Source organism: Flavobacterium sp. WC2509 (genome assembly GCF_052683105.1).
On sequence record NZ_JBQZFG010000001.1, the window covers coordinates 1,289,200 to 1,308,210 of the forward strand.

The 19,011-nt window shown below is 32.5% G+C and carries 19 protein-coding genes; 13 read left to right on the top strand and 6 right to left on the bottom strand.

Annotated features, from left to right (window positions below; genetic code table 11):
* The first annotated feature begins 4 nt into the window (after positions 1–4).
* The 5 genes from ACUN3A_RS05305 to ACUN3A_RS05325 all read left to right on the top strand — a co-directional run bounded on the left by ACUN3A_RS05305 (position 5) and on the right by ACUN3A_RS05325 (position 4,537).
* Positions 5–904: a ParB/RepB/Spo0J family partition protein gene (locus tag ACUN3A_RS05305; RefSeq protein ID WP_445550299.1), complete on the top strand. Its 900-nt coding sequence runs from the start codon at positions 5–7 to the stop codon at positions 902–904.
* Positions 904–1,470 carry a DUF5683 domain-containing protein gene (locus ACUN3A_RS05310; RefSeq protein ID WP_445550300.1) on the top strand — a complete coding sequence of 189 codons (567 nt, stop codon included), beginning with the start codon at positions 904–906 and terminating at the stop codon, positions 1,468–1,470. The genes ACUN3A_RS05305 and ACUN3A_RS05310 overlap by 1 nt, the downstream gene beginning before the upstream one ends.
* Positions 1,471–1,518: 48 nt before the next feature.
* The gene (dapB, locus tag ACUN3A_RS05315) at positions 1,519–2,223 is read left to right on the top strand and encodes a 4-hydroxy-tetrahydrodipicolinate reductase (RefSeq protein WP_445550301.1); all 705 of its coding nucleotides are present in this window, start codon (positions 1,519–1,521) and stop codon (positions 2,221–2,223) included.
* Positions 2,224–2,303: 80 nt separating this feature from the next.
* Positions 2,304–3,863: a signal peptidase I gene (gene lepB / locus ACUN3A_RS05320; protein ID WP_445550302.1), complete on the top strand. Its 1,560-nt coding sequence runs from the start codon at positions 2,304–2,306 to the stop codon at positions 3,861–3,863.
* A gap of 50 nt (positions 3,864–3,913) precedes the next feature.
* Complete coding sequence (locus tag ACUN3A_RS05325) at positions 3,914–4,537, top strand: WbqC family protein (RefSeq protein WP_445550303.1); 624 nt, start codon at positions 3,914–3,916, stop codon at positions 4,535–4,537.
* 93 nt (positions 4,538–4,630) lie between these two features.
* Here ACUN3A_RS05325 and ACUN3A_RS05330 read toward each other — a convergent pair whose 3' ends face one another.
* The 6 genes from ACUN3A_RS05330 to ACUN3A_RS05355 form a co-directional block, all read right to left on the bottom strand.
* Positions 4,631–5,677, bottom strand: coding sequence for an endonuclease/exonuclease/phosphatase family protein (locus ACUN3A_RS05330; RefSeq protein WP_445550304.1), 1,047 nt, complete (start codon positions 5,675–5,677; stop codon positions 4,631–4,633).
* 72 nt (positions 5,678–5,749) lie between these two features.
* Positions 5,750–6,610, bottom strand: a complete 861-nt coding sequence (locus ACUN3A_RS05335) for a rhomboid family intramembrane serine protease (protein WP_445550305.1) — start codon at positions 6,608–6,610, stop codon at positions 5,750–5,752.
* A 76-nt stretch (positions 6,611–6,686) separates the two neighbouring features.
* The gene (locus ACUN3A_RS05340) at positions 6,687–7,445 is read right to left on the bottom strand and encodes a rhomboid family intramembrane serine protease (protein ID WP_445550306.1); all 759 of its coding nucleotides are present in this window, start codon (positions 7,443–7,445) and stop codon (positions 6,687–6,689) included.
* Positions 7,442–9,340 carry a DNA mismatch repair endonuclease MutL gene (gene mutL, locus ACUN3A_RS05345; RefSeq protein ID WP_445550307.1) on the bottom strand — a complete coding sequence of 633 codons (1,899 nt, stop codon included), beginning with the start codon at positions 9,338–9,340 and terminating at the stop codon, positions 7,442–7,444. The genes ACUN3A_RS05340 and mutL overlap by 4 nt, the downstream gene beginning before the upstream one ends.
* A gap of 374 nt (positions 9,341–9,714) precedes the next feature.
* Positions 9,715–10,287, bottom strand: a complete 573-nt coding sequence (ribH, locus tag ACUN3A_RS05350; protein WP_445550308.1) for a 6,7-dimethyl-8-ribityllumazine synthase — start codon at positions 10,285–10,287, stop codon at positions 9,715–9,717.
* A 105-nt stretch (positions 10,288–10,392) separates the two neighbouring features.
* Entirely contained in the window at positions 10,393–11,169 is a 777-nt protein-coding gene (locus ACUN3A_RS05355; RefSeq protein WP_445550309.1) for a tetratricopeptide repeat protein, read from the bottom strand.
* Between the two features lie 377 nt (positions 11,170–11,546).
* On the opposite strand from ACUN3A_RS05355, the gene ACUN3A_RS05360 reads away from it, so the two are divergent.
* From ACUN3A_RS05360 to ACUN3A_RS05395, 8 genes are all read left to right on the top strand, one after another.
* Complete coding sequence (locus ACUN3A_RS05360; RefSeq protein ID WP_445550310.1) at positions 11,547–12,311, top strand: N-acetylmuramoyl-L-alanine amidase family protein; 765 nt, start codon at positions 11,547–11,549, stop codon at positions 12,309–12,311.
* A 192-nt stretch (positions 12,312–12,503) separates the two neighbouring features.
* Positions 12,504–13,583, top strand: a complete 1,080-nt coding sequence (gene recF, locus ACUN3A_RS05365; protein WP_445550311.1) for a DNA replication/repair protein RecF — start codon at positions 12,504–12,506, stop codon at positions 13,581–13,583.
* Positions 13,584–13,659: 76 nt separating this feature from the next.
* Positions 13,660–14,349: a thioredoxin domain-containing protein gene (locus ACUN3A_RS05370; RefSeq protein ID WP_445550312.1), complete on the top strand. Its 690-nt coding sequence runs from the start codon at positions 13,660–13,662 to the stop codon at positions 14,347–14,349.
* A 10-nt stretch (positions 14,350–14,359) separates the two neighbouring features.
* Entirely contained in the window at positions 14,360–15,031 is a 672-nt protein-coding gene (locus ACUN3A_RS05375) for a DUF2461 domain-containing protein (RefSeq protein ID WP_445550313.1), read from the top strand.
* A 147-nt stretch (positions 15,032–15,178) separates the two neighbouring features.
* The gene (locus tag ACUN3A_RS05380; RefSeq protein WP_445550314.1) at positions 15,179–16,732 is read left to right on the top strand and encodes a rhomboid family intramembrane serine protease; all 1,554 of its coding nucleotides are present in this window, start codon (positions 15,179–15,181) and stop codon (positions 16,730–16,732) included.
* A gap of 83 nt (positions 16,733–16,815) precedes the next feature.
* On the top strand, positions 16,816–17,829 hold the full coding sequence (gene murB / locus ACUN3A_RS05385) for a UDP-N-acetylmuramate dehydrogenase (protein WP_445550315.1): 1,014 nt from the start codon (positions 16,816–16,818) through the stop codon (positions 17,827–17,829).
* Between the two features lie 23 nt (positions 17,830–17,852).
* Positions 17,853–18,311 carry a GNAT family N-acetyltransferase gene (locus tag ACUN3A_RS05390; RefSeq protein WP_445550316.1) on the top strand — a complete coding sequence of 153 codons (459 nt, stop codon included), beginning with the start codon at positions 17,853–17,855 and terminating at the stop codon, positions 18,309–18,311.
* Between the two features lie 17 nt (positions 18,312–18,328).
* On the top strand, positions 18,329–18,943 hold the full coding sequence (locus ACUN3A_RS05395) for an FMN-binding negative transcriptional regulator (RefSeq protein ID WP_445550317.1): 615 nt from the start codon (positions 18,329–18,331) through the stop codon (positions 18,941–18,943).
* Positions 18,944–19,011 lie beyond the last annotated feature (68 nt).

Below are 19,011 nucleotides of genomic sequence, written 5' to 3' on the forward strand. Positions count from 1 at the left end.
TTGTATGTCAAAAGCAATAAAAAAACAAGCCTTAGGTAGAGGTTTATCTGCATTATTAAAAGATCCTGAAAACGATATTCAATCGGTAGAAGACAAAAATGCGGATAAAGTTGTAGGGAATATTATTGAGCTTGAAATCGATGCTATAGAAATAAATCCGTTTCAGCCTCGAAGCAATTTTAATGAAGAATCATTACGTGAATTAGCCACTTCTATTAAAGAATTAGGTGTAATTCAACCTATTACTGTACGTAAATTAGACTTTAATAAATACCAATTAATTTCTGGAGAGCGTCGTTTGCGCGCTTCTACATTAATTGGACTTACTACCGTTCCTGCATACATCCGTATTGCAAACGATAATGAGTCATTGGTAATGGCTTTGGTTGAAAACATTCAACGTCATGACTTAGACCCAATAGAAATTGCACTTTCGTACCAACGATTAATTGACGAAATTCAATTAACTCAAGAACAAATGAGTGAAAGAGTTGGTAAAAAACGCTCCACTATTGCTAATTATTTGAGGCTTTTAAAACTAGATCCGATTATCCAAACGGGAATTCGTGATGGTTTTATTAGTATGGGACATGGTCGTGCTATCATCAATATTGAAGATCATGATGTTCAAACTGATATTTATCAAAAAATAGTGAGTCAAAATCTTTCTGTTAGAGAGACCGAAACTTTGGTAAAAAACTATCATGAAAGTCTAAAACCAAAACCTATTACTGCTGCAAAAAGCGCTTCTTTTGAAATTAATGATGAAGATGTAAGTACTTTTAATAAATATTTTGGAACAAAAATAGACGTAAAAGTAGCTGGAAATGGTAAAGGAAAAATCACCATTCCTTTTCATTCTGAAGAAGACTTTAATAGAATTATAAAATTAATCGAAGGGTAGTGAATAAAATCATTTCCATAGGTCTATTGCTTTTTCTTTTTGGAAGCTCACCTCTTTTTGCGCAAGCAAAAAAGGATAAAGCTATACAACCAAAAGATACTTTAAAATCAACATCAGTAGACATAGATCCTTTGACACCTGCAAAAGCTGCCTTTTTCTCAGCCATATTACCTGGATTAGGGCAAGCATACAATAAAAGATACTGGAAAATCCCATTAGTTTATGGAGCTATTGGAACAAGTTTGTATTTTTATGTTGACAGTAAAAAAAGTTACCACGAATATCGAGATGCTTATAAAAGTCGTTTAGCAGGTAATCCAGATCCAAAATACGATTATCTTTCAGACACTCAATTAATTTCTGCACAAGAATTCTATCAAAGAAATGCTTCGTTATCAGGATTTTTCGTGCTTGGTTTTTATGTATTAAACATAATCGATGCTAATGTTGACGCTGCATTAATACAATTCAACGTCAATCAAAATTTATCAGTTAGACCAGAAATAACTCCCGATGCTGTAACATTTAAATCAAATGTAGGACTAACTCTTAATTATCATTTTTAGACTCGAAACTTATTCGGTTCTTTTTAAAAATCAAAAAAATAACACATAATGAAAATTGCGCTTTTAGGATATGGAAAAATGGGTAAAGTAATCGAAAGAATTGCTTTAGAAAGAGGACATGAAATTGTTTTAAAGAAAGATGAATTCAATACATACGAAGGTCTTTCGACTGCCGATGTTGCCATCGATTTTAGTGTCCCAACAGCAGCAGTATCTAATATTTCTAGTTGTTTTAACGCTAACGTTCCTGTAGTTTCAGGTACAACAGGATGGTTAGAACATTATGACGAAATGATTGCTTTATGTAAAGAGAAAAAAGGTGGATTTATATCAAGTTCTAATTTCAGTCTTGGTGTTAATCTATTCTTTGAATTCAACGAATATTTGGCTAAAATAATGGCACCATTCGACCATTACAAAGTAGACATGGAAGAGATTCACCATGATCAAAAACTAGATGCCCCAAGCGGAACTGCTATTTCTCTTGCTAAAGGAGTTATCGAAAATAGCAATTATACCGATTGGACATTAAACAATCCTAAAAACAACGAAATTCATATAGAAGCAGTAAGAACAGGAACAGTTCCCGGAACTCATATTGTGAATTACAACTCAGAAATAGACTCAATTGAAATAAAACATACCGCTCATAATCGTGAAGGTTTTGCTTTAGGAGCTGTAATCGCTGCTGAATGGCTCGCAGGAAAACATGGCATATTTACCATGAAAGATGTATTGAATTTAAATTCTTAATAACAATCTCAAATACAATTTTAAAATAGAATTTGGAACTCAAACCTAACTTCTAATTTTCAACATCAAATTTTCAAATTATGACACTATCTCTTTGGTTTCTATTTTTCTTAGCTGTTCAGGTTATTCATTTCTTAGGAACTTGGAAATTATACGAAAGTGCAGGAAGAAAACGTTGGGAAGCCGCCATTCCTGTTTACAATGCTATTGTTCTAATGAAAATAATTGGTCGCCCAACTTGGTGGACTATTTTACTTTTCATCCCAATTATTAATTTGATTATGTTTCCTGTTATTTGGGTAGAAACGATTCGTAGTTTTGGGAAAAAGTCAAATTTAGACACCTTGCTTGTCATTGCAACATTTGGACTTTATATTGCTTATCTAAATTACACACAACCACTAAACTATATAGCTGACAGAAATGCAAATACGGAGCATAAAGCTGCAGACACTGTTAGTTCTTTACTTTTTGCAATTATTGTTGCGACCATTGTACATACTTACTTCATTCAGCCATACACGATTCCTACTTCTTCATTAGAAAAATCATTACTGGTTGGAGACTTTTTGTTTGTAAGCAAAATGAATTATGGAGCCAGAGTTCCTATGACAACGGTAGCATTACCTATGGTACACGATACGATTCCTATGACCAAACGAAAATCGTATTTAAATTGGCCACAATTGCCTTACTTAAGACTTCCAGGTATTCAAAATATTGACCGAACTGACATTGTTGTTTTCAACTGGCCAGCTGATACGGTTTATAAATTTAGAGATCACTCTGGACAAAGAGTAGACAAACCTATTGACAAAAAATCAAATTATGTAAAACGTTGTGTTGGTATTCCTGGAGACAGCTTATCAATAAAAGACGGATTAGTATATATAAATGGAAAGGAATTAATTTTGCCAGAGCGTGCAAAACCTCAATTTTCATACAATGTTGTTTTAGATGGTAAAACGCCTATTGACTTTGAATATCTTTTTAAAGATATGGATATCACTGATGGAGCTGGATTCTTAAACCAACAAACAAGAGACACTTTATTCATGAGCGCACTAACAGCTGCTGGTGCTGAGCGATTAAAAAATGTTCCAGGAATAACTTCAGTAAACAGAATTATTTCTAAAGGAACAGAAGATGGTATTTTCCCGCACATTAACAAATGGAACAGAGATAATTTTGGACCAATCTATATTCCTCAAAAAGGAAAGACTGTTGCCTTAAACTTAGAAACATTGCCTTTTTACAAAACAATTATCACCGATTACGAGAAAAACACGCTACAAGTTAATGGTAATCAAATTTTAATTAATGGAAAGGTAGCTACTACCTATACTTTTGATCAAAATTACTATTGGATGATGGGAGATAATCGTCATAACTCTGAAGATAGCCGTTATTGGGGCTATGTTCCTGAAAACCACATTGTAGGAAAACCAATTTTCATTTGGTTAAGCTGGGACACTAATGGTAAAGGTTTAAATAAAATTCGTTGGAATAGAGTCTTTACAACCGTTAGCGGTGAAGGACAGCCACAATCTTACTTCAAATTTTTCTTAATTGCTCTTGCCGCCTTTTTTGTAGGAGAGTATTTTTGGAAAAAAAGAAAAGCGAAAAAAGAGATAGTTTAAAAAACACAAGGCTTCGAGTATAAAAACTTGAAGCCTTCTATTTTTAGTCGATGAAAACACTACTACACCCTTCCTATTTTCCATCTATAAGTCATTTTGCAGCAATTGCTCAATCTGACAGTGTTACATTTGAGATGGAAGACAATTTTCAAAAACAAACGAATCGGAACCGAACTTATGTTTACAGTCCTAATGGGATTCAATTACTAAATATCCCAATAAAACATTCTAATTTAAGCCATCAAAAAACAAAAGAAATTAAAATAGAACAGGAGTTTGATTGGCAGAAACAACATTTTAAATCGTTAGAAGCTGCCTATAGAAGCTCCCCTTTCTTTGAATTTTTTGAAGATGATTTACTTCCAATTTTTCAAAAAAAACATACTTTCTTGATGGATCTTAATTTAGAAGCCTTTGATATAGTATGCAAATGTCTGCGAATGAAATTCGAGTTTAATACCACAACCGAATATTTTCATGAAATAGAAAATAAAGAAATTGTTGATTTTCGCTATTTAATAAATGGTAAAAAAGATAATTCTATATTTGAACCTTACACTCAGGTTTTTGATGATAAACATGGATTTTTGAACAATCTAAGCGTTCTTGATTTACTGTTTAATGAGGGGAAATTTGCGATGGATTATTTGAAAAATCAAAAACTTATTCAATAATATTACATCTTTAATTCAAAACCCCTTAAGAAATTAATATTGAAATTAATTTCTTAAGGGGTTGAATTTTTATAAGACTACAGTAACACGAAACTATTGCATAGATAATTTTGCCATGATGGGAAAATGATCTGAATTTTGAAAATCAGAAAAGCTTTCAAATTGTTTCACTTCCATAGTTTCATCGGCAAAAATATAATCTATTCTAGCGGGATAATATTTAAACTTATAGGTAGCTCCAAATCCCTGGCCGGCTTCTTCAAAACTGTCTTTCAATTTTCCTTTTATATTGCGGTATACATAAGAAAAAGCACTATTATTCATATCTCCACAGATAATAATTGGGTACTTACAATTCTTTTCATGCTCTTTAAAAATAGCAGCTTGTTCCTGCTGTTGTTTAAAGGCTTTACTAATTCGATTATAAAGGTGTTTCGACTTTTGTTTATCAATTACATCTATATTTTCTGAAATCTCATCCACATCGGGAGATATTTTTATAGATTGTAAATGCATATTATAGACTCTAATAATGTCTTTTCCTTTCTTAATATCGGCATAAACAACATTATTATTTGAACGAGGAAAAACTATATGTCCCTGATCGATTATCGGAAATTTAGAAAATATTGCCTGACCTGTTTTAATTTGTTTCCCTTCCATTAAAACATATTTGTAAGGGTATATTTTTAGATCAATATTAGCTGAATTCGAAAATTCCTGAATACACAATATATCTGGATTTTCGGTATTGATAAATTCTAAAATTGTATCAGGAATATCGTCTCGATCCAACCATTTAAACACATTAAACAATCTTACATTATAACTCATAACCGTAAAATCCTTATCACTTTCTGGGAATTCTTTAGCAGTAAATTTATAAAATTTATTAAAAAAAGTAATTCCGACCAAAAGTACCAAACCAGATAAAATCATGCGCTTTTTAAACTGCATTGCCCAATAAAGAAAGAACAATCCATTGGATAAAAAAACCAAAGGCATAAATAAGGTTAATACCGATAAAACCGGAAAGATTTTTGGTGCCAAAAAAGGGAGCAAATAGGCAATGAATGTCAGCACTATAAGCACTAAATTCAAAAGATACATTCCTTTATTAAACCATGAAAGGTTCTTCATTTTTTAATGTATTTTGAACTTTATAAAATCAAAAGTTCTCGATTTACACTTCAATATTGATATAAAAATAAGTTATTTTCCTGCTTGAAACAAAAATTCTTTTTCTTCTTGGTTCAAACTATCATAACCAGACTGACTGATTTTATCTAAAATCTCATCAATTTGTTGCTGCTTTTTATCTTTCACCACTATTTTAGAAGTTGACTTTTCTATTGGCTTTTTATAATTTTTATGTACTTTTTTGAAGGGAGTTGAAGGCTTTTTAAAAAGATTAGTAAAGAAATCTAGAATGCTACTCACTATCTTACTTAAATCAGTTCCATTTTGCAATAGCTTCACATACATAAAGCCAAAAAAGGCTCCCGCCAAGTGCGAAATATGTCCGCCAGAGTTTCCTAAACGAAATTGCATTAAATCCAAAATAATAATTACTGCTGTAACGTGCCATAATTTAACGTTACCAACCAATAACAGCCTCACATCCATCAATGGATTATAGGTCGTTGCAGCCATTAAAATAGCCATTATTGCTGCCGATGCACCGACTATTGAACCACTTAAATGCAATAGATTAAAACCTAAAGTAAAAATTAATCCTGCAAAAATGGCGCTTAAAATATATACTCCTAAATATTGTTTGGCTGAAAAAAAAGTCAAAAACAAATAGCTGGCAAAATTTAGCACTATCATATTAAAAAACAAATGCAAAAAGCCATCATGAAAAAAAGCATACGATAAGAAAGTCCAAGGTTTTATAACAAAAACCAATGACTCTGATGACAAAGCAATCCAATTGGGAAAATCAAATTCCCCAATGCTATATTGATAGAAAAAAAGTAAGGAAACCAAAAAACAACCTATATTCCAATAGATCATTTTCATAGCGATACCACCTAATCTATATTGCATTTTCAAATCGTCTAAAATATTCATACGTTTTCCTTTTCGATTATTTATCTGAAATCTACAATTTATAATTTAATTTCAATTGACTAACATGCTCTTTTAACTAGTTCCAACGGTGATTATTAAACTCATTTTTCTTCCAATACCACATCATTAAGAAACCTACTATTGCTCCCCCTAGATGGGCAAAATGTGCAATTCCGCTTGAACTACCAAAAATAGAACCTCCAGAAATACCCAAATATAAATCAATTAATAATAATCCAGGAACAAAATATTTTGCTTTAATTGGAATTGGAATAAACATTAAAGCCAATTCAGCATTAGGAAACATAAACGCAAATGCCACTAACAAACCGTAAATAGCACCAGAAGCTCCAACCACATTGCCTAAATAAGCTCCCATAAAGCTTTGAAAATCGGAAGGAGTTAATAGCTCTTGCCACCTAGTGTCAAATTTACCTTCCCCTAATGTTTTTAGTATTTCAACCTTTGAAAAACCATTAGCAATCAACGTTTCGAGTCCACTTTCAAAAAAGTAATAATTAACAAGCGTATGCAATAATGCCGCTCCTAAACCACAAGAAATATAAAAGAAAATAAACTTTTTACCACCCCAAAAATGTTCCAATGCTGAACCAAAAGAATACAATGCAAACATATTAAAAGCAATATGCATAATATTTGGTAGTGGCGCATGCATAAACATGTGTGTAAAGATTTGCCAGAAATGAAAATCCGGATTTTCGAAAAAATACATCGAAAGCAATTTATAAGCTGGATCTCCAACAATCATAGAACCAATATAAAAAAGCACGTTTATTATTAACAACTGCTTTACTGTAGGCGTGATATTCATCATAAGGCAAACTTTTTATCTAAATCTTCCACACGCATGGTGATGAAAGTAGGTTTTTGAAAAGGTGATACATTAGGGTCTTTACAAGCAAAAAGACCGTTTACTAAATTTTCTTGTTCTTTTTCGGTCAAATAAGCACCTGTCTTGACAGCCAAACTTTTAGCCATTGATTTAGCAATTGTATCGTTCTGGCTGAAACTATTCTCTGGAATTCCGTTATGCAAATCGCTCAACAATTGATCTAAAACCACTGCCACTTCGCTCTCAGTACTATTAACTGGAATACCCGAAATCACAATGTGGTCTGAATTTGACTCCTCAAAAACAAAGCCAGTATTAATCAATGCTTGCTGTAATTCGGCAATAAGCTCCATTTCGCTTGCTGAATAAAACAAATTAATTGGAAACAACAATTGCTGACTCGAAGCGTGTTGCACCGTCATGTTTACCAAAAATTGTTCGTAAAGAATACGTTGATGCGCTCTACTTTGATCGACAATTACCATTCCAGATTTTATTGGCGAAACAATATATTTTTTATGAATTTGATAGGTTTTCTGAACGGTCTGTTCTACCTCTTCATCATTAAACAAAGACGAAGTTACTTCTTCGTTTTCAAAAGTAAACTCATTATTTTCAAACGAATAATCACTGTTATTACTTGAAGGAAATTCATTCCCTCCAAAAACAACATTTGTATCCTTTTTCACATCCACATACAAACTTTCCCAAGTAGCAGTTGGCTCTACTCTTTTATACGATGAGGAATAACTCTTACTCGGCTTTTCTTCGGCAAAAGGATTAAAATTCGTATCGATCTGAATCGTTGGAACTTCCCCTTCTAAATTTTTATAATGATAAGGTGTATCCAAATTAGCATCTCTTTCAAAATCCAAAACTGGAGCCACATTAAACTGCCCCAAACTGTGTTTTATAGAAGCTCTTAAAATAGCATACATTGCACTTTCGTTATCAAACTTGATTTCGGTTTTCGTAGGATGTATGTTGATATCAATCGTATTCGGCGGAACCGTTAAATACAAATAATAACTAGGTTGCGAACCATCTTTCAAAATTCCTTCATAAGCGGCCATAACGGCATGATGCAAATATGGACTTTTGATAAAGCGATCATTGACAAAGAAAAACTGTTCTCCTCTATTCTTTTTAGCAAATTCAGGTTTACATACAAAACCCTGAATGTTCATCATCTCGGTATCTTCAACAACAGGAACTAATTTTTCGTTGGTTTTTCCACCAAAAAAATTAACAACACGTTGTCTTAGGCTTGATGGCGGCAAATTATACATATCACTACCGTTGTGATAAAATGTAAAATGAATTTTGGGATGTGCCAAAGCCACGCGTTGGAACTCATCAATAATATGACGATATTCTACCGTATCTGATTTTAAGAAATTACGGCGTGCAGGAATATTAAAAAATAAATTTTTGACAGCAAACGAAGTTCCTTTAGGCAAAACTGCCACATCTTGAGAAATAAATTTACTTCCTTCGATAACGATGTGAGTTCCTAATTCTTCCTGCTCCAATTTGGTTTTCATTTCCATGTGGGCAATCGCAGCAATAGAGGCCAAAGCTTCACCACGAAACCCTTTGGTATGCAATGAAAACAAATCTTCTGCTTGTCGAATCTTAGAAGTTGCGTGGCGCTCAAAACACATACGAGCATCGGTTACATTCATTCCCGAACCATTATCAATCACTTGTACCAATGATTTACCAGCATCTTTAATAATCAATTTGATGTCGGTCGCTTTGGCATCAACTGCATTTTCCAATAGTTCTTTCACTACTGAAGCAGGTCTTTGCACTACTTCACCAGCAGCAATTTGGTTAGCAACATGATCAGGAAGCAATTGAATTATACTCGACATCGAAAGATTTTTGATTGTAGATTAACGATTTTTGATTGCTGATTTTAAATTAATGATTAAAACCAAAGAGTACAAATTTAAGGAATTTCCATTGTGTTTTGACAGTTTGTTATTCACAAAAAATATGAATTTTACAACTGAAGTTAACTCATTTAAAACCAACCATAGAACCTCACTTATTTACATTTGAAACTTTTTAAAAGCAGCTAAAAACTCAGATACTGCTCTTTCAAATATACCAATTAAGAATGTTTTCTAAAATTTCATTAGTCACAAAAAAAGCATAAAAAAACCTATACTATTCAGCGAACAGTATAGGTTCTTTTTTTGATAACAACCAATTCGTAATTCCTAATTAATAATTCGTAATTAATTTATTCTTCTATTTGCAAAGGTTCATTTCCAATTCGCAAAGCACCCGCAGACAATAAATGCTGATCATCAATTTGATGTGTCAAAGAAGCTTGTTGACGAATATATGCCATTTTGATAGCTGCAATAGCCGCTTCAGTTCCTTTATTTCCGTGAATACCTCCACTTCTGTCAATAGATTGCTGCAAAGTATTATCTGTCAACACACAAAAGATAACAGGAATATCCGTTTGAACATTCAAATCTTTAATACCTTGAGTTACTCCTTCGCAAACAAAATCAAAATGCTTAGTTTGCCCCTGAATCACACAACCAATGGCGATTACAGCATCAACATTCTGAGTTTGCAACATTTTTTTAGAACCATATATCAACTCAAAACTCCCAGGAACATTCCAACGAATAATGTGATGAGGCGGTACTTCATTTTCTAACAAAGCAGTAATAGCTCCATTATAAAGTCCTTCGGTTATAGTATCATTCCATTCTGAAACAACAATCCCAAAGCGAAAATCTTTCGCGTTTGGGATTGAGTTTTTATCGTAATCAGATAAATTTTTATTTTCGGTAGCCATTTAATTTTAGAATTTAGAATTTTAGAACTTAGATTTCAGATATTAAAGATAGAGTTTTGAAATCAAAAATCGACAATCTTAAATCAACAATCTTAAATCTTTCTATTATTGTGCTAAACCTATCAAACCATCCACTGTACCAGCTTCAGGAGAATTTTCGTAATTATCTTTAATGTCTGTGAAATATTTCAAAGCATCTTCTTTATTTCCTAAAGCCAAAGCAACTTTTCCAGCTTTCATCAAGAAACGCGGCGTTGTAAAATCATTTTTACTAGATTCAGCTGCTTTAATATAATTTTCCAAAGCTTCTTTTGGCTGATTTTTTTGAGAATATGCATCTCCAATAGCTCCTTTAGCCAAAGCGCTCAACATAATATCTGTTGAACTAAATTTACCTAAATAAGTAATTGCCTCATCATATTTACCTGTGTTCAGGTAAGCGATACCAGCATAATAATTAGCTAGATTTCCAGCAGCAGTTCCAGAATATTCGTCAGCGATTTTTACAAATCCAAATTTCCCTTCAGAACCGTTCAATGCCAATTTATATAATGAATCACTAGCTACACCATTTGTTGCTTGTTCAAAATTAGATTGCGCAACAAACATTTCGCTAGCCGCATCTTCTTCTTTTGGAGAAGCAATAAATTTTTGATATGCAAAATAACCAACAGTTACCAAAGTAATAGCACCAACAACACCAATAATAATTTTTTGATTCTTAGCAACCCAGTCCTCTGTTCTAGAAGCTGTTTCATCTAATTTCGAAAAAACCTCAGCCGTAGCACTGTCTTTTTCGTCAATCGTTACATTTTCAATTGCATCGTCTTTTACTTCCTTTTCCTTTGGTGCTTTATATCCTCTTTTATTGTAAGTAGCCATTTATAAATTTAATTTATGTGAACGGCAAAAATAAAATTTTTATTCTAATGCACGTAAAAAATTTCGATTTTATATTAAATTTTAGAAAAATATTTTCAAGTCCCTATATTCACTACCTATTTACCCTCTAATATACGAATAATCAGGGCGTGCCACCAGCTAGAAAAAAGGGCTATCTTCTTTGTCGTCATGGCCCTTTTTCCTAGCTGCTGTCAGGCTATCCACGCTACTTCGGTAGCTTGTTCCTATCCCTCACGCGAACAAACGAACGTGCTAAAAAATCAAAAAAATAAATTGAACTTCTTTATCTCGATATTTTTCAATAATTTGCGCCCAACAGCACAGATTTGTAATCTTTTAATTAAACCAACAATTAGATGAGTATATCAAAAAAAACAAAAATTGCATTCGCATTTTTAATAATGCTGATGGGTACTACGTATGGGCAATCCAACAATTTCATAGTTACTTTAGATGCTGGACATGGCGGTAAAGATACCGGAGCTAAGTATTTTAACAACAAAGAAAAAGACCTAACCTTGGCAGTTACCTTAAAAGTAGGTCAACTATTAGAACAAAATCCGAATGTTACCTTAATATATACCCGAAAAACTGATGAGTTCATTGAGCTTAGAGAAAGAGCAAAAATTGCCAATCGCGCTAATTCAAATTTATTTGTTTCCATTCATTGTAATGCAAATAGAAGTTCTACAGGAAACGGAAGTGAAACGTACGTAATGGGTATGTCGAGAGCAAATATGAATTTAGAAGTTTCTAAAGCGGAAAACTCCGTAATCCTTTTAGAAGATAATTACCAGAAAACATATAAAGGTTTTGACCCAAATAAACCAGAAACATTAATAGGACTTCAAATCGTACAGGAAAGTAATTTAACGAGTAGTATTGATCTTGCAACTAAAATACAGAATAATTTTTCAAATTCTATTAGCATAAAATCGAGAGGTATTAAGCAAGAACCACTATGGGTTTTGGATGCTACTACGATGCCAGGCGTTTTAATCGAGATAGGTTTTATTTCCAACAAAATTGACGTGAGTATACTAGAATCAGAAGAGGGACAAAATGATATTGCAAAAGCAATTGCCAATGCTATCATAAGTTACAAGAATGAAAATTTTTGAGATAATAAAACTGAAACTATTAAAAACTTACCAAATACATAAAGAAACTGAATAGCTTTTGTTAAGCTAGATTCAAAAAAACGAAAACACAAATTCATCTCCTTATATATCGATATTTTTCAATAATTTGCACCCTCTTAGAAACCGTAAATAAAAAGGCTTCAAAGTCAACAATTCCAGCAAGACCTTCAGATGTATTTAAAAAAAATATCGTTATTCAATTACAAAAATTTCTCCGAAGCCAATTTCGAATTCGACAACAAAATCAATTGTTTTGTAGGCAAGAACGGCATCGGAAAAACCAATGTATTGGATGCTATCTATCATTTGTCGTATGGAAAAAGTTATTTCAATCCTTTGGCGGTTCAAAACATCAAACACGGCGAAGAGTTTTTTGTAATTGATGCCGAATTTGAAAAGAAAGAAAGAACCGAACAAATTGTGTGTAGCCTCAAAAAAGGGCAAAAAAAAATCCTGAAACGCAACGGAAAAGCCTACGATAAATTCTCGGATCATATTGGATTCATCCCCCTAGTTATCATCTCCCCAGCCGACAGGGATTTGATTATAGAAGGAAGCGAAACCCGAAGAAAATTTATGGACAGCGTGATTTCCCAACTCGATTCTAACTATTTGCAACAACTTATTCATTATCAAAAAGTAATAAATCAACGCAATGCTTTATTAAAGTATTTTGCTTTGAATCACACTTATGACAATGATACTTTGTCTATATATAATGAACAGCTAACAGAATATGGTCAATCCATTTTCGAAAAAAGAAAAGCGTTCATTGCCGAGTTCATTCCCATATTTAACTTTCATCATCACAACATTACAGGTTCGCAGGAATCGGTTCAAATCATTTATGAAAGTCATTTATTCGAAAATAATTTACTCACTTTATTGCAACAAAACATCAATAAAGACCGAATGTTGCAATACACCAGTGTAGGTATTCATAAAGATGACCTGTCATTCGAAATAGACAACTACCCTATCAAGAAATTTGGATCTCAAGGACAGCAAAAATCATTTTTAATTGCCTTAAAACTTGCTCAATTTGAATTCCTAAAAAAACAAAGTGGCGTAAAACCAATTCTGCTTTTTGATGATATCTTTGATAAATTAGATGAAAATCGTGTATCCAAAATCATAGAAATGGTCAATAACGACACCTTCGGACAACTCTTTATTTCAGATACTCATCCCGAACGTACTGAAACAATTGTAAAAGCAACGCTCCAGAGCTACACTATTTTTAATTTGTAACTTTTATTTAAGATGAGTTCCAGATTCAAAAGGTAAAAATTGTTTAATTTTACGTCAATTAAAACGCAACACCCTAATGAAATTAAAGCATCTTTATTTATTCGTTATTTCCTTTATAATCCAAGCTTGTTATTCGCAAACAACTGTTCAAACCATTGATGTTACTTCGTATTCAAAGAAAATAGAGGCTACTCCAAAAGCTCAAGTTCTAGACGTTCGCACACCCGAGGAATATACCACAGGTCACATCGAAAACTCTGATAATGTTGACTGGCTAGGCAATAGTTTTATTGCTTTAACTGATAAATACGACAAAACAAAACCCGTTTTTGTATACTGTAAAAGCGGTGGAAGAAGCCTTAAAGCATCCGAAAAACTAGCCGAATTAGGATTTACAACCATATACAATCTTGACGGAGGAATGCTGAAATGGGAAGCTGCCGGATTAACAAAACCAGACACCAAAATTATTGGAATATGCCCTCAGGAATATGCCGAGTTATTAAAAACCGACAAAAAAGTCTTAGTTAGCTTTTATGCGCCTTGGTGCGCGCCTTGCAAAAAAATGGAGCCTTATATCCTAAAAATGCAAAAAGACATGGCTAATAAAGTTGTTATCGTTCGCTTGAATGCTGACGAAAACAAAACCATCATGCAAGAGTTAAAAATCAGTGAACTTCCTACTTTAGTACTCTATGAGAATAAAGCCGTGAAATGGCAAAAATCAGGTTTTATCAGTGAAGAGGATTTAAAAAAACAATTATAATATAAGCCCTATGCTCTCAAAAGATACCTTACAATTCCTTGCAGATTTAAAAGCTAATAACAATAGAGATTGGTTTCTGGAAAACAAAAAACGTTACGAGATCGTAAAGAAAGATTATCATCAATTGATTGCTGCTTTACTTGAAGCGCTAAAACCTCTTGACCCTTCATTGGAAATGCTCGAAGTAAAAGATTGTACTTTTAGAATCAATCGTGATGTTCGTTTTGCCAAAGACAAATCGCCCTACAAAACCAATTTAGGAATCTGGATATCTTCAGGAGCCAAACACACAGAAGCTTCGGGTTATTACCTTCATATAGAAAATGGAACTTGTTTTGTCGGCGGTGGATTGTATTGCCCTCAACCTGACCAACTTCAAAAAATCAGAAAAGAAATTCACTTTTTCTACGATGATTTACTTGAAGTTTTGAATGACAAGAATTTTCGATCTATTTATGAAAATTTAAACAGAGATGAAAATTCGACTTTAAAAAACCCTCCAAAAGGCTACGATAAAGGAGATCCAGCCATTGAATTTTTAAAATTAAAAAGCTTTACCGCTACTCAAAAATTCGACTCAAAATTGGTAACTCAAAAAGATTTTGTTCCGATGATTGTAGAAAAAATGATTGCGCTGAAACCTTTCAATAATTTTATCGACAGAGCTTTATACACAGAATAAATCCTAAAGCACAACCCTAAATTTTACAGTAATCACTTTAATACAAGAATGGAAACAGCCTAATAAATTTAGGCTTCTTTGCTTGGAGTAATCACTTGCTATTATCATCCTGTAATTACAAAAAACTACTAAACAAGAAATTTTAAAATGAAAGATCTTTCCGAAAAAATCAAATTAATTTATTTACCTTTTTTAGTTATCATAATTAGTTTTATTTCTATTTACACTTTCCTGCATTGGCTGTTATTTATCAAATTAGATTTTTTTTCTGTTAAGGAAATATTTTTAAAATTCTGGTTGCCTTTTGGATTACCATGCATTCCTGTTTATTTTTTCTTACGCCCAAGATTAAAACTTCTAAAATTTAAAGATGATAATAAATCATTTGGATTCCAATGCTTAGCTGTCATAATAATAGCGATTCCAACTATGATTGCACAAGAATATTTAATCACTGCAACTGGAAAACTAACCTCAATTAAAACTATTTCGGAGATTCGAAAACATGAAAAAACAAAATACTACGCTTTACAAAAATTCTATATTGACAAGAAAAATATCGGGGTTCTAAACACTAGCGATGTATCTGGGAAAAACAACGAACATTTTAATATGCTCATTTATGTTACAATGCCTATTTTAGAAAAAGCTAAAGACACTTCTCTTAATGAATGCAAATATTGGTTAGGGAAAAAATATTCCGAACAGATCAGTAATCATCTCTCTAATAGCGAGAAACAAATCAGATTTAAAGAATTTGCATCAACAACTGAACAAGAATTTAAACATGCAGATTTTTCTCAATTTAATTATTTAGAATTGGTTGGAAACACAGAAGACCATGACAATTTTAATGAAGCAATTGAAAAAAACATACAATACAACCTAAACAAACCTGTTTTATTAGAAGCACATAATGAATCTTTTGAAAACCGAAACGGCAAAAAACTTCAATGGTTTATTGGCGCTTTAGGAATCGGGCTTTTAATTTGGTTAATCATTCTGACATTTATTAAACTTAAGCCAGAAAAAATTAGAAACTTAGAAGCTCAAAAACAGCTCAAAAAAACAAATTTAAAAGAAACATTTGATTTTTTAATTCCACGAGAAGGCTTTTATATTACACCCATTTTGATAAATCTCAATCTTATCATTTTTATTCTCATGGTTTTTTCAGGTTTGGGTTTTGTTTCTTTTAAAGGGAATGACTTACTGGAATGGGGAGCAAACTTTAAACCATTGGTTGCTAACGGACAATATTGGAGATTACTAACATCGACATTCCTACATGGTGGAATTATGCATTTAGTATCAAATATGGTTGGTCTTTATATCGTCGGTTTATTTTTGGAGCCCATTTTAGGAAAAACAAAATATTTAATTAGCTATTTGCTTACTGGCATTATTGCAAGTTTAGCGAGTATTTGGTGGCACGAAGCAACTGTAAGTATTGGAGCATCTGGAGCCATTTTTGGTCTTTACGGTTTTTTTATAGCTTCATTACTTCTAAAAGTTTTCCCACCACAATTAAGCAAAGGCTTTCTATCCTTTAGTTTAATATTTGTTGGTTATAATTTAATAATGGGATTAATGGGAGGTATTGACAATGCAGCGCACATTGGTGGTCTTTTGAGTGGATTTATAATGGGATGTATAATGTCATCACAATTAAGAGAACAAATTGAGCTTGGTAATGAATAAAAAATCAACTCAAATAAATTATAATCCTTACTTTTGAAATCAGAATTATCCCGAAGTTTCGGAACACAAAAAGCCTTTTATTTATGGAAATCCAGTCCAATTTTTCTTTAAAAAACTATAATACTTTTGGCATTGAAGCCAAAGCCAAACAATTTGTTGCTGTTCATACTGTTTATGAATTAAAAACAATTTTGGAACAAAACAAAACCGAAAAAAAATTCATTCTTGGCGGAGGAAGTAATATGCTTTTAACAAAAGACATCGATGCTTTGGTAATCCATATTGATTTGAAAGGAAAAAAAATAGTAAAAGAAGATGATGCTTTCGTTTGGATTGAAAGTCAAGCCGGTGAAAATTGGCATCAATTTGTACTTTGGACTATCGATCAAAACTTTGGTGGATTAGAGAATATGTCACTTATTCCTGGGAATGTCGGGACTACACCTGTTCAAAACATTGGTGCATATGGCACCGAAATTAAAGACACTTTTATTTCTTGCGAAGCCATAAATATTCTTACTCAGGAAATAAAAACGTTTACTAATGCCGAATGTGATTTTGGATACAGAGAAAGCGTTTTCAAAAATGAAGTAAAAGACCAATATATTATCACATCAGTAATTTACAAACTAACAAAACGTAATCATAAAATCAATACTTCTTACGGAGATATTCAAGCCGAATTAGCCAAAAACAACATCACAACTCCTGGCTTAAAAGATGTAAGTAACGCTGTAATTGCTATTCGCAAAAGCAAATTACCTGATCCTGCCGAATTAGGAAACAGTGGTAGTTTTTTTAAAAATCCAATACTTTTAAAAACTGATTTCGAACCAATACACCAAAAATTTCCCGAAATGAAATTCTTTGATATTTCAGCAACCGAAGTTAAAGTTCCTGCAGGATGGCTGATTGAACAAGCAGGATTGAAAGGAAAACGTTTTGGAGACGCCGGTATTCACAAAAACCAAGCTCTTGTTTTGGTGAATTATGGTGGTGCAACCGGACAAGAGATTTTGGATGTTTCCAAAACAGTTCAAGATACAGTTTTTGATAAATTCGGTATTAACATCGAAGCCGAAGTAAATGTGATTTAATACAAAACACATATCCAAATTTAATGACTCAAACTCTTTCAATAAAAATAACGGATCCAAACGACGAAAAAGCAGCTGCAATCATAGATGAATTGTCAAAAAATCTTTATCTCCGTTTTGGAAGTGACGGAAAAAATTCTTTCACTGACTGGGAATACAACAATTCAAAATATGTATTTGTTGTTGCTGAATTGAATAATGAAATTGTTGGCTGCGGAGCCATTAGACCCGTTTCCGAAACCGTTGGAGAAGTAAAACGAATGTATTCCAAATTTCCGAGAAAGAAAATTGGAGAAACAATTTTAAATTATTTGGAAAATCATGCTGTAACGATTGGATACTCAGAATTGATTTTGGAAACACGTGTAAAAAACGAGCAAGCAACACAATTTTACATCAAAAAAGAATATAAGATTATACCGAATTACGGAAAATATATAGACAAACCAGAAGCTATTTGCTTTGGGAAATCTTTAAAATAATTTCACAAACAATAAAGATGTATACTCCAGATTTATATAACAATGAAGATCCAGAATCCATCAAAACTTTTTTGAAAGAAAACAGTTTTGGCATTTTGATTAATCAAACTAACGGAAAATTATGTGCTACGCATATCCCGATAGAACTTGAAATTAACGAAACTGGAAAAGAAATTTTACAAGGACATATTTCAAAATTAAATCCGCAAGCTGATGGTTTTGCAGAAAATGATCAGGTTTTAGCTGTTTTTACAGGTCCGCATAGTTATATTTCATCTTCATGGTACGATCATGAAAATGTACCAACTTGGAATTATATAGCCGTACATGTTTACGGCCGAATTAAAATTGTTGATAAAGCCGCTGCCATAGAATCGCTAAAAAAATTAGTCGATAAATACGAAGCCAATTCAGAATGCCCAGTTCGTGTTGAAAATTTATCTGCAAAAACTATGCGTGAAGCCAAAGGAATCATTGCATTTGAAATTGAAATTGATGAAATTCAAGCCACAAAAAAACTATCTCAAAACCGAGATGACAAAAATTATGCAAACATTATTACCGAACTAGAAAAGACCAAAAATCCTCAATCTATAGCTGTAGCAAAAGAAATGAATAAACACAGAAAGTAATTACTAATTTCATATTGATAATTCACAATTGCGAATTACCTTTGCAAACGTTTTTAAAAGCCAAAATA

Excerpts from the sequence above, each read along its gene's own strand:
- ACUN3A_RS05305 (WP_445550299.1), top strand. The coding sequence starts at position 5 with ATGTCAAAAGCAATAAAAAAACAAGCCTTAGGTAGAGGTTTATCTGCA.
- dapB (WP_445550301.1), top strand. The coding sequence starts at position 1,519 with ATGAAAATTGCGCTTTTAGGATATGGAAAAATGGGTAAAGTAATCGAA.
- lepB (WP_445550302.1), top strand. The coding sequence starts at position 2,304 with ATGACACTATCTCTTTGGTTTCTATTTTTCTTAGCTGTTCAGGTTATT.
- ACUN3A_RS05325 (WP_445550303.1), top strand. The coding sequence starts at position 3,914 with ATGAAAACACTACTACACCCTTCCTATTTTCCATCTATAAGTCATTTT.
- ACUN3A_RS05330 (WP_445550304.1), bottom strand. The coding sequence starts at position 5,677 with ATGAAGAACCTTTCATGGTTTAATAAAGGAATGTATCTTTTGAATTTA.
- ACUN3A_RS05335 (WP_445550305.1), bottom strand. The coding sequence starts at position 6,610 with ATGAATATTTTAGACGATTTGAAAATGCAATATAGATTAGGTGGTATC.
- ACUN3A_RS05340 (WP_445550306.1), bottom strand. The coding sequence starts at position 7,445 with ATGATGAATATCACGCCTACAGTAAAGCAGTTGTTAATAATAAACGTG.
- mutL (WP_445550307.1), bottom strand. The coding sequence starts at position 9,340 with ATGTCGAGTATAATTCAATTGCTTCCTGATCATGTTGCTAACCAAATT.
- ribH (WP_445550308.1), bottom strand. The coding sequence starts at position 10,287 with ATGGCTACCGAAAATAAAAATTTATCTGATTACGATAAAAACTCAATC.
- ACUN3A_RS05355 (WP_445550309.1), bottom strand. The coding sequence starts at position 11,169 with ATGGCTACTTACAATAAAAGAGGATATAAAGCACCAAAGGAAAAGGAA.
- ACUN3A_RS05360 (WP_445550310.1), top strand. The coding sequence starts at position 11,547 with ATGAGTATATCAAAAAAAACAAAAATTGCATTCGCATTTTTAATAATG.
- recF (WP_445550311.1), top strand. The coding sequence starts at position 12,504 with ATGTATTTAAAAAAAATATCGTTATTCAATTACAAAAATTTCTCCGAA.
- ACUN3A_RS05370 (WP_445550312.1), top strand. The coding sequence starts at position 13,660 with ATGAAATTAAAGCATCTTTATTTATTCGTTATTTCCTTTATAATCCAA.
- ACUN3A_RS05375 (WP_445550313.1), top strand. The coding sequence starts at position 14,360 with ATGCTCTCAAAAGATACCTTACAATTCCTTGCAGATTTAAAAGCTAAT.
- ACUN3A_RS05380 (WP_445550314.1), top strand. The coding sequence starts at position 15,179 with ATGAAAGATCTTTCCGAAAAAATCAAATTAATTTATTTACCTTTTTTA.
- murB (WP_445550315.1), top strand. The coding sequence starts at position 16,816 with ATGGAAATCCAGTCCAATTTTTCTTTAAAAAACTATAATACTTTTGGC.
- ACUN3A_RS05390 (WP_445550316.1), top strand. The coding sequence starts at position 17,853 with ATGACTCAAACTCTTTCAATAAAAATAACGGATCCAAACGACGAAAAA.
- ACUN3A_RS05395 (WP_445550317.1), top strand. The coding sequence starts at position 18,329 with ATGTATACTCCAGATTTATATAACAATGAAGATCCAGAATCCATCAAA.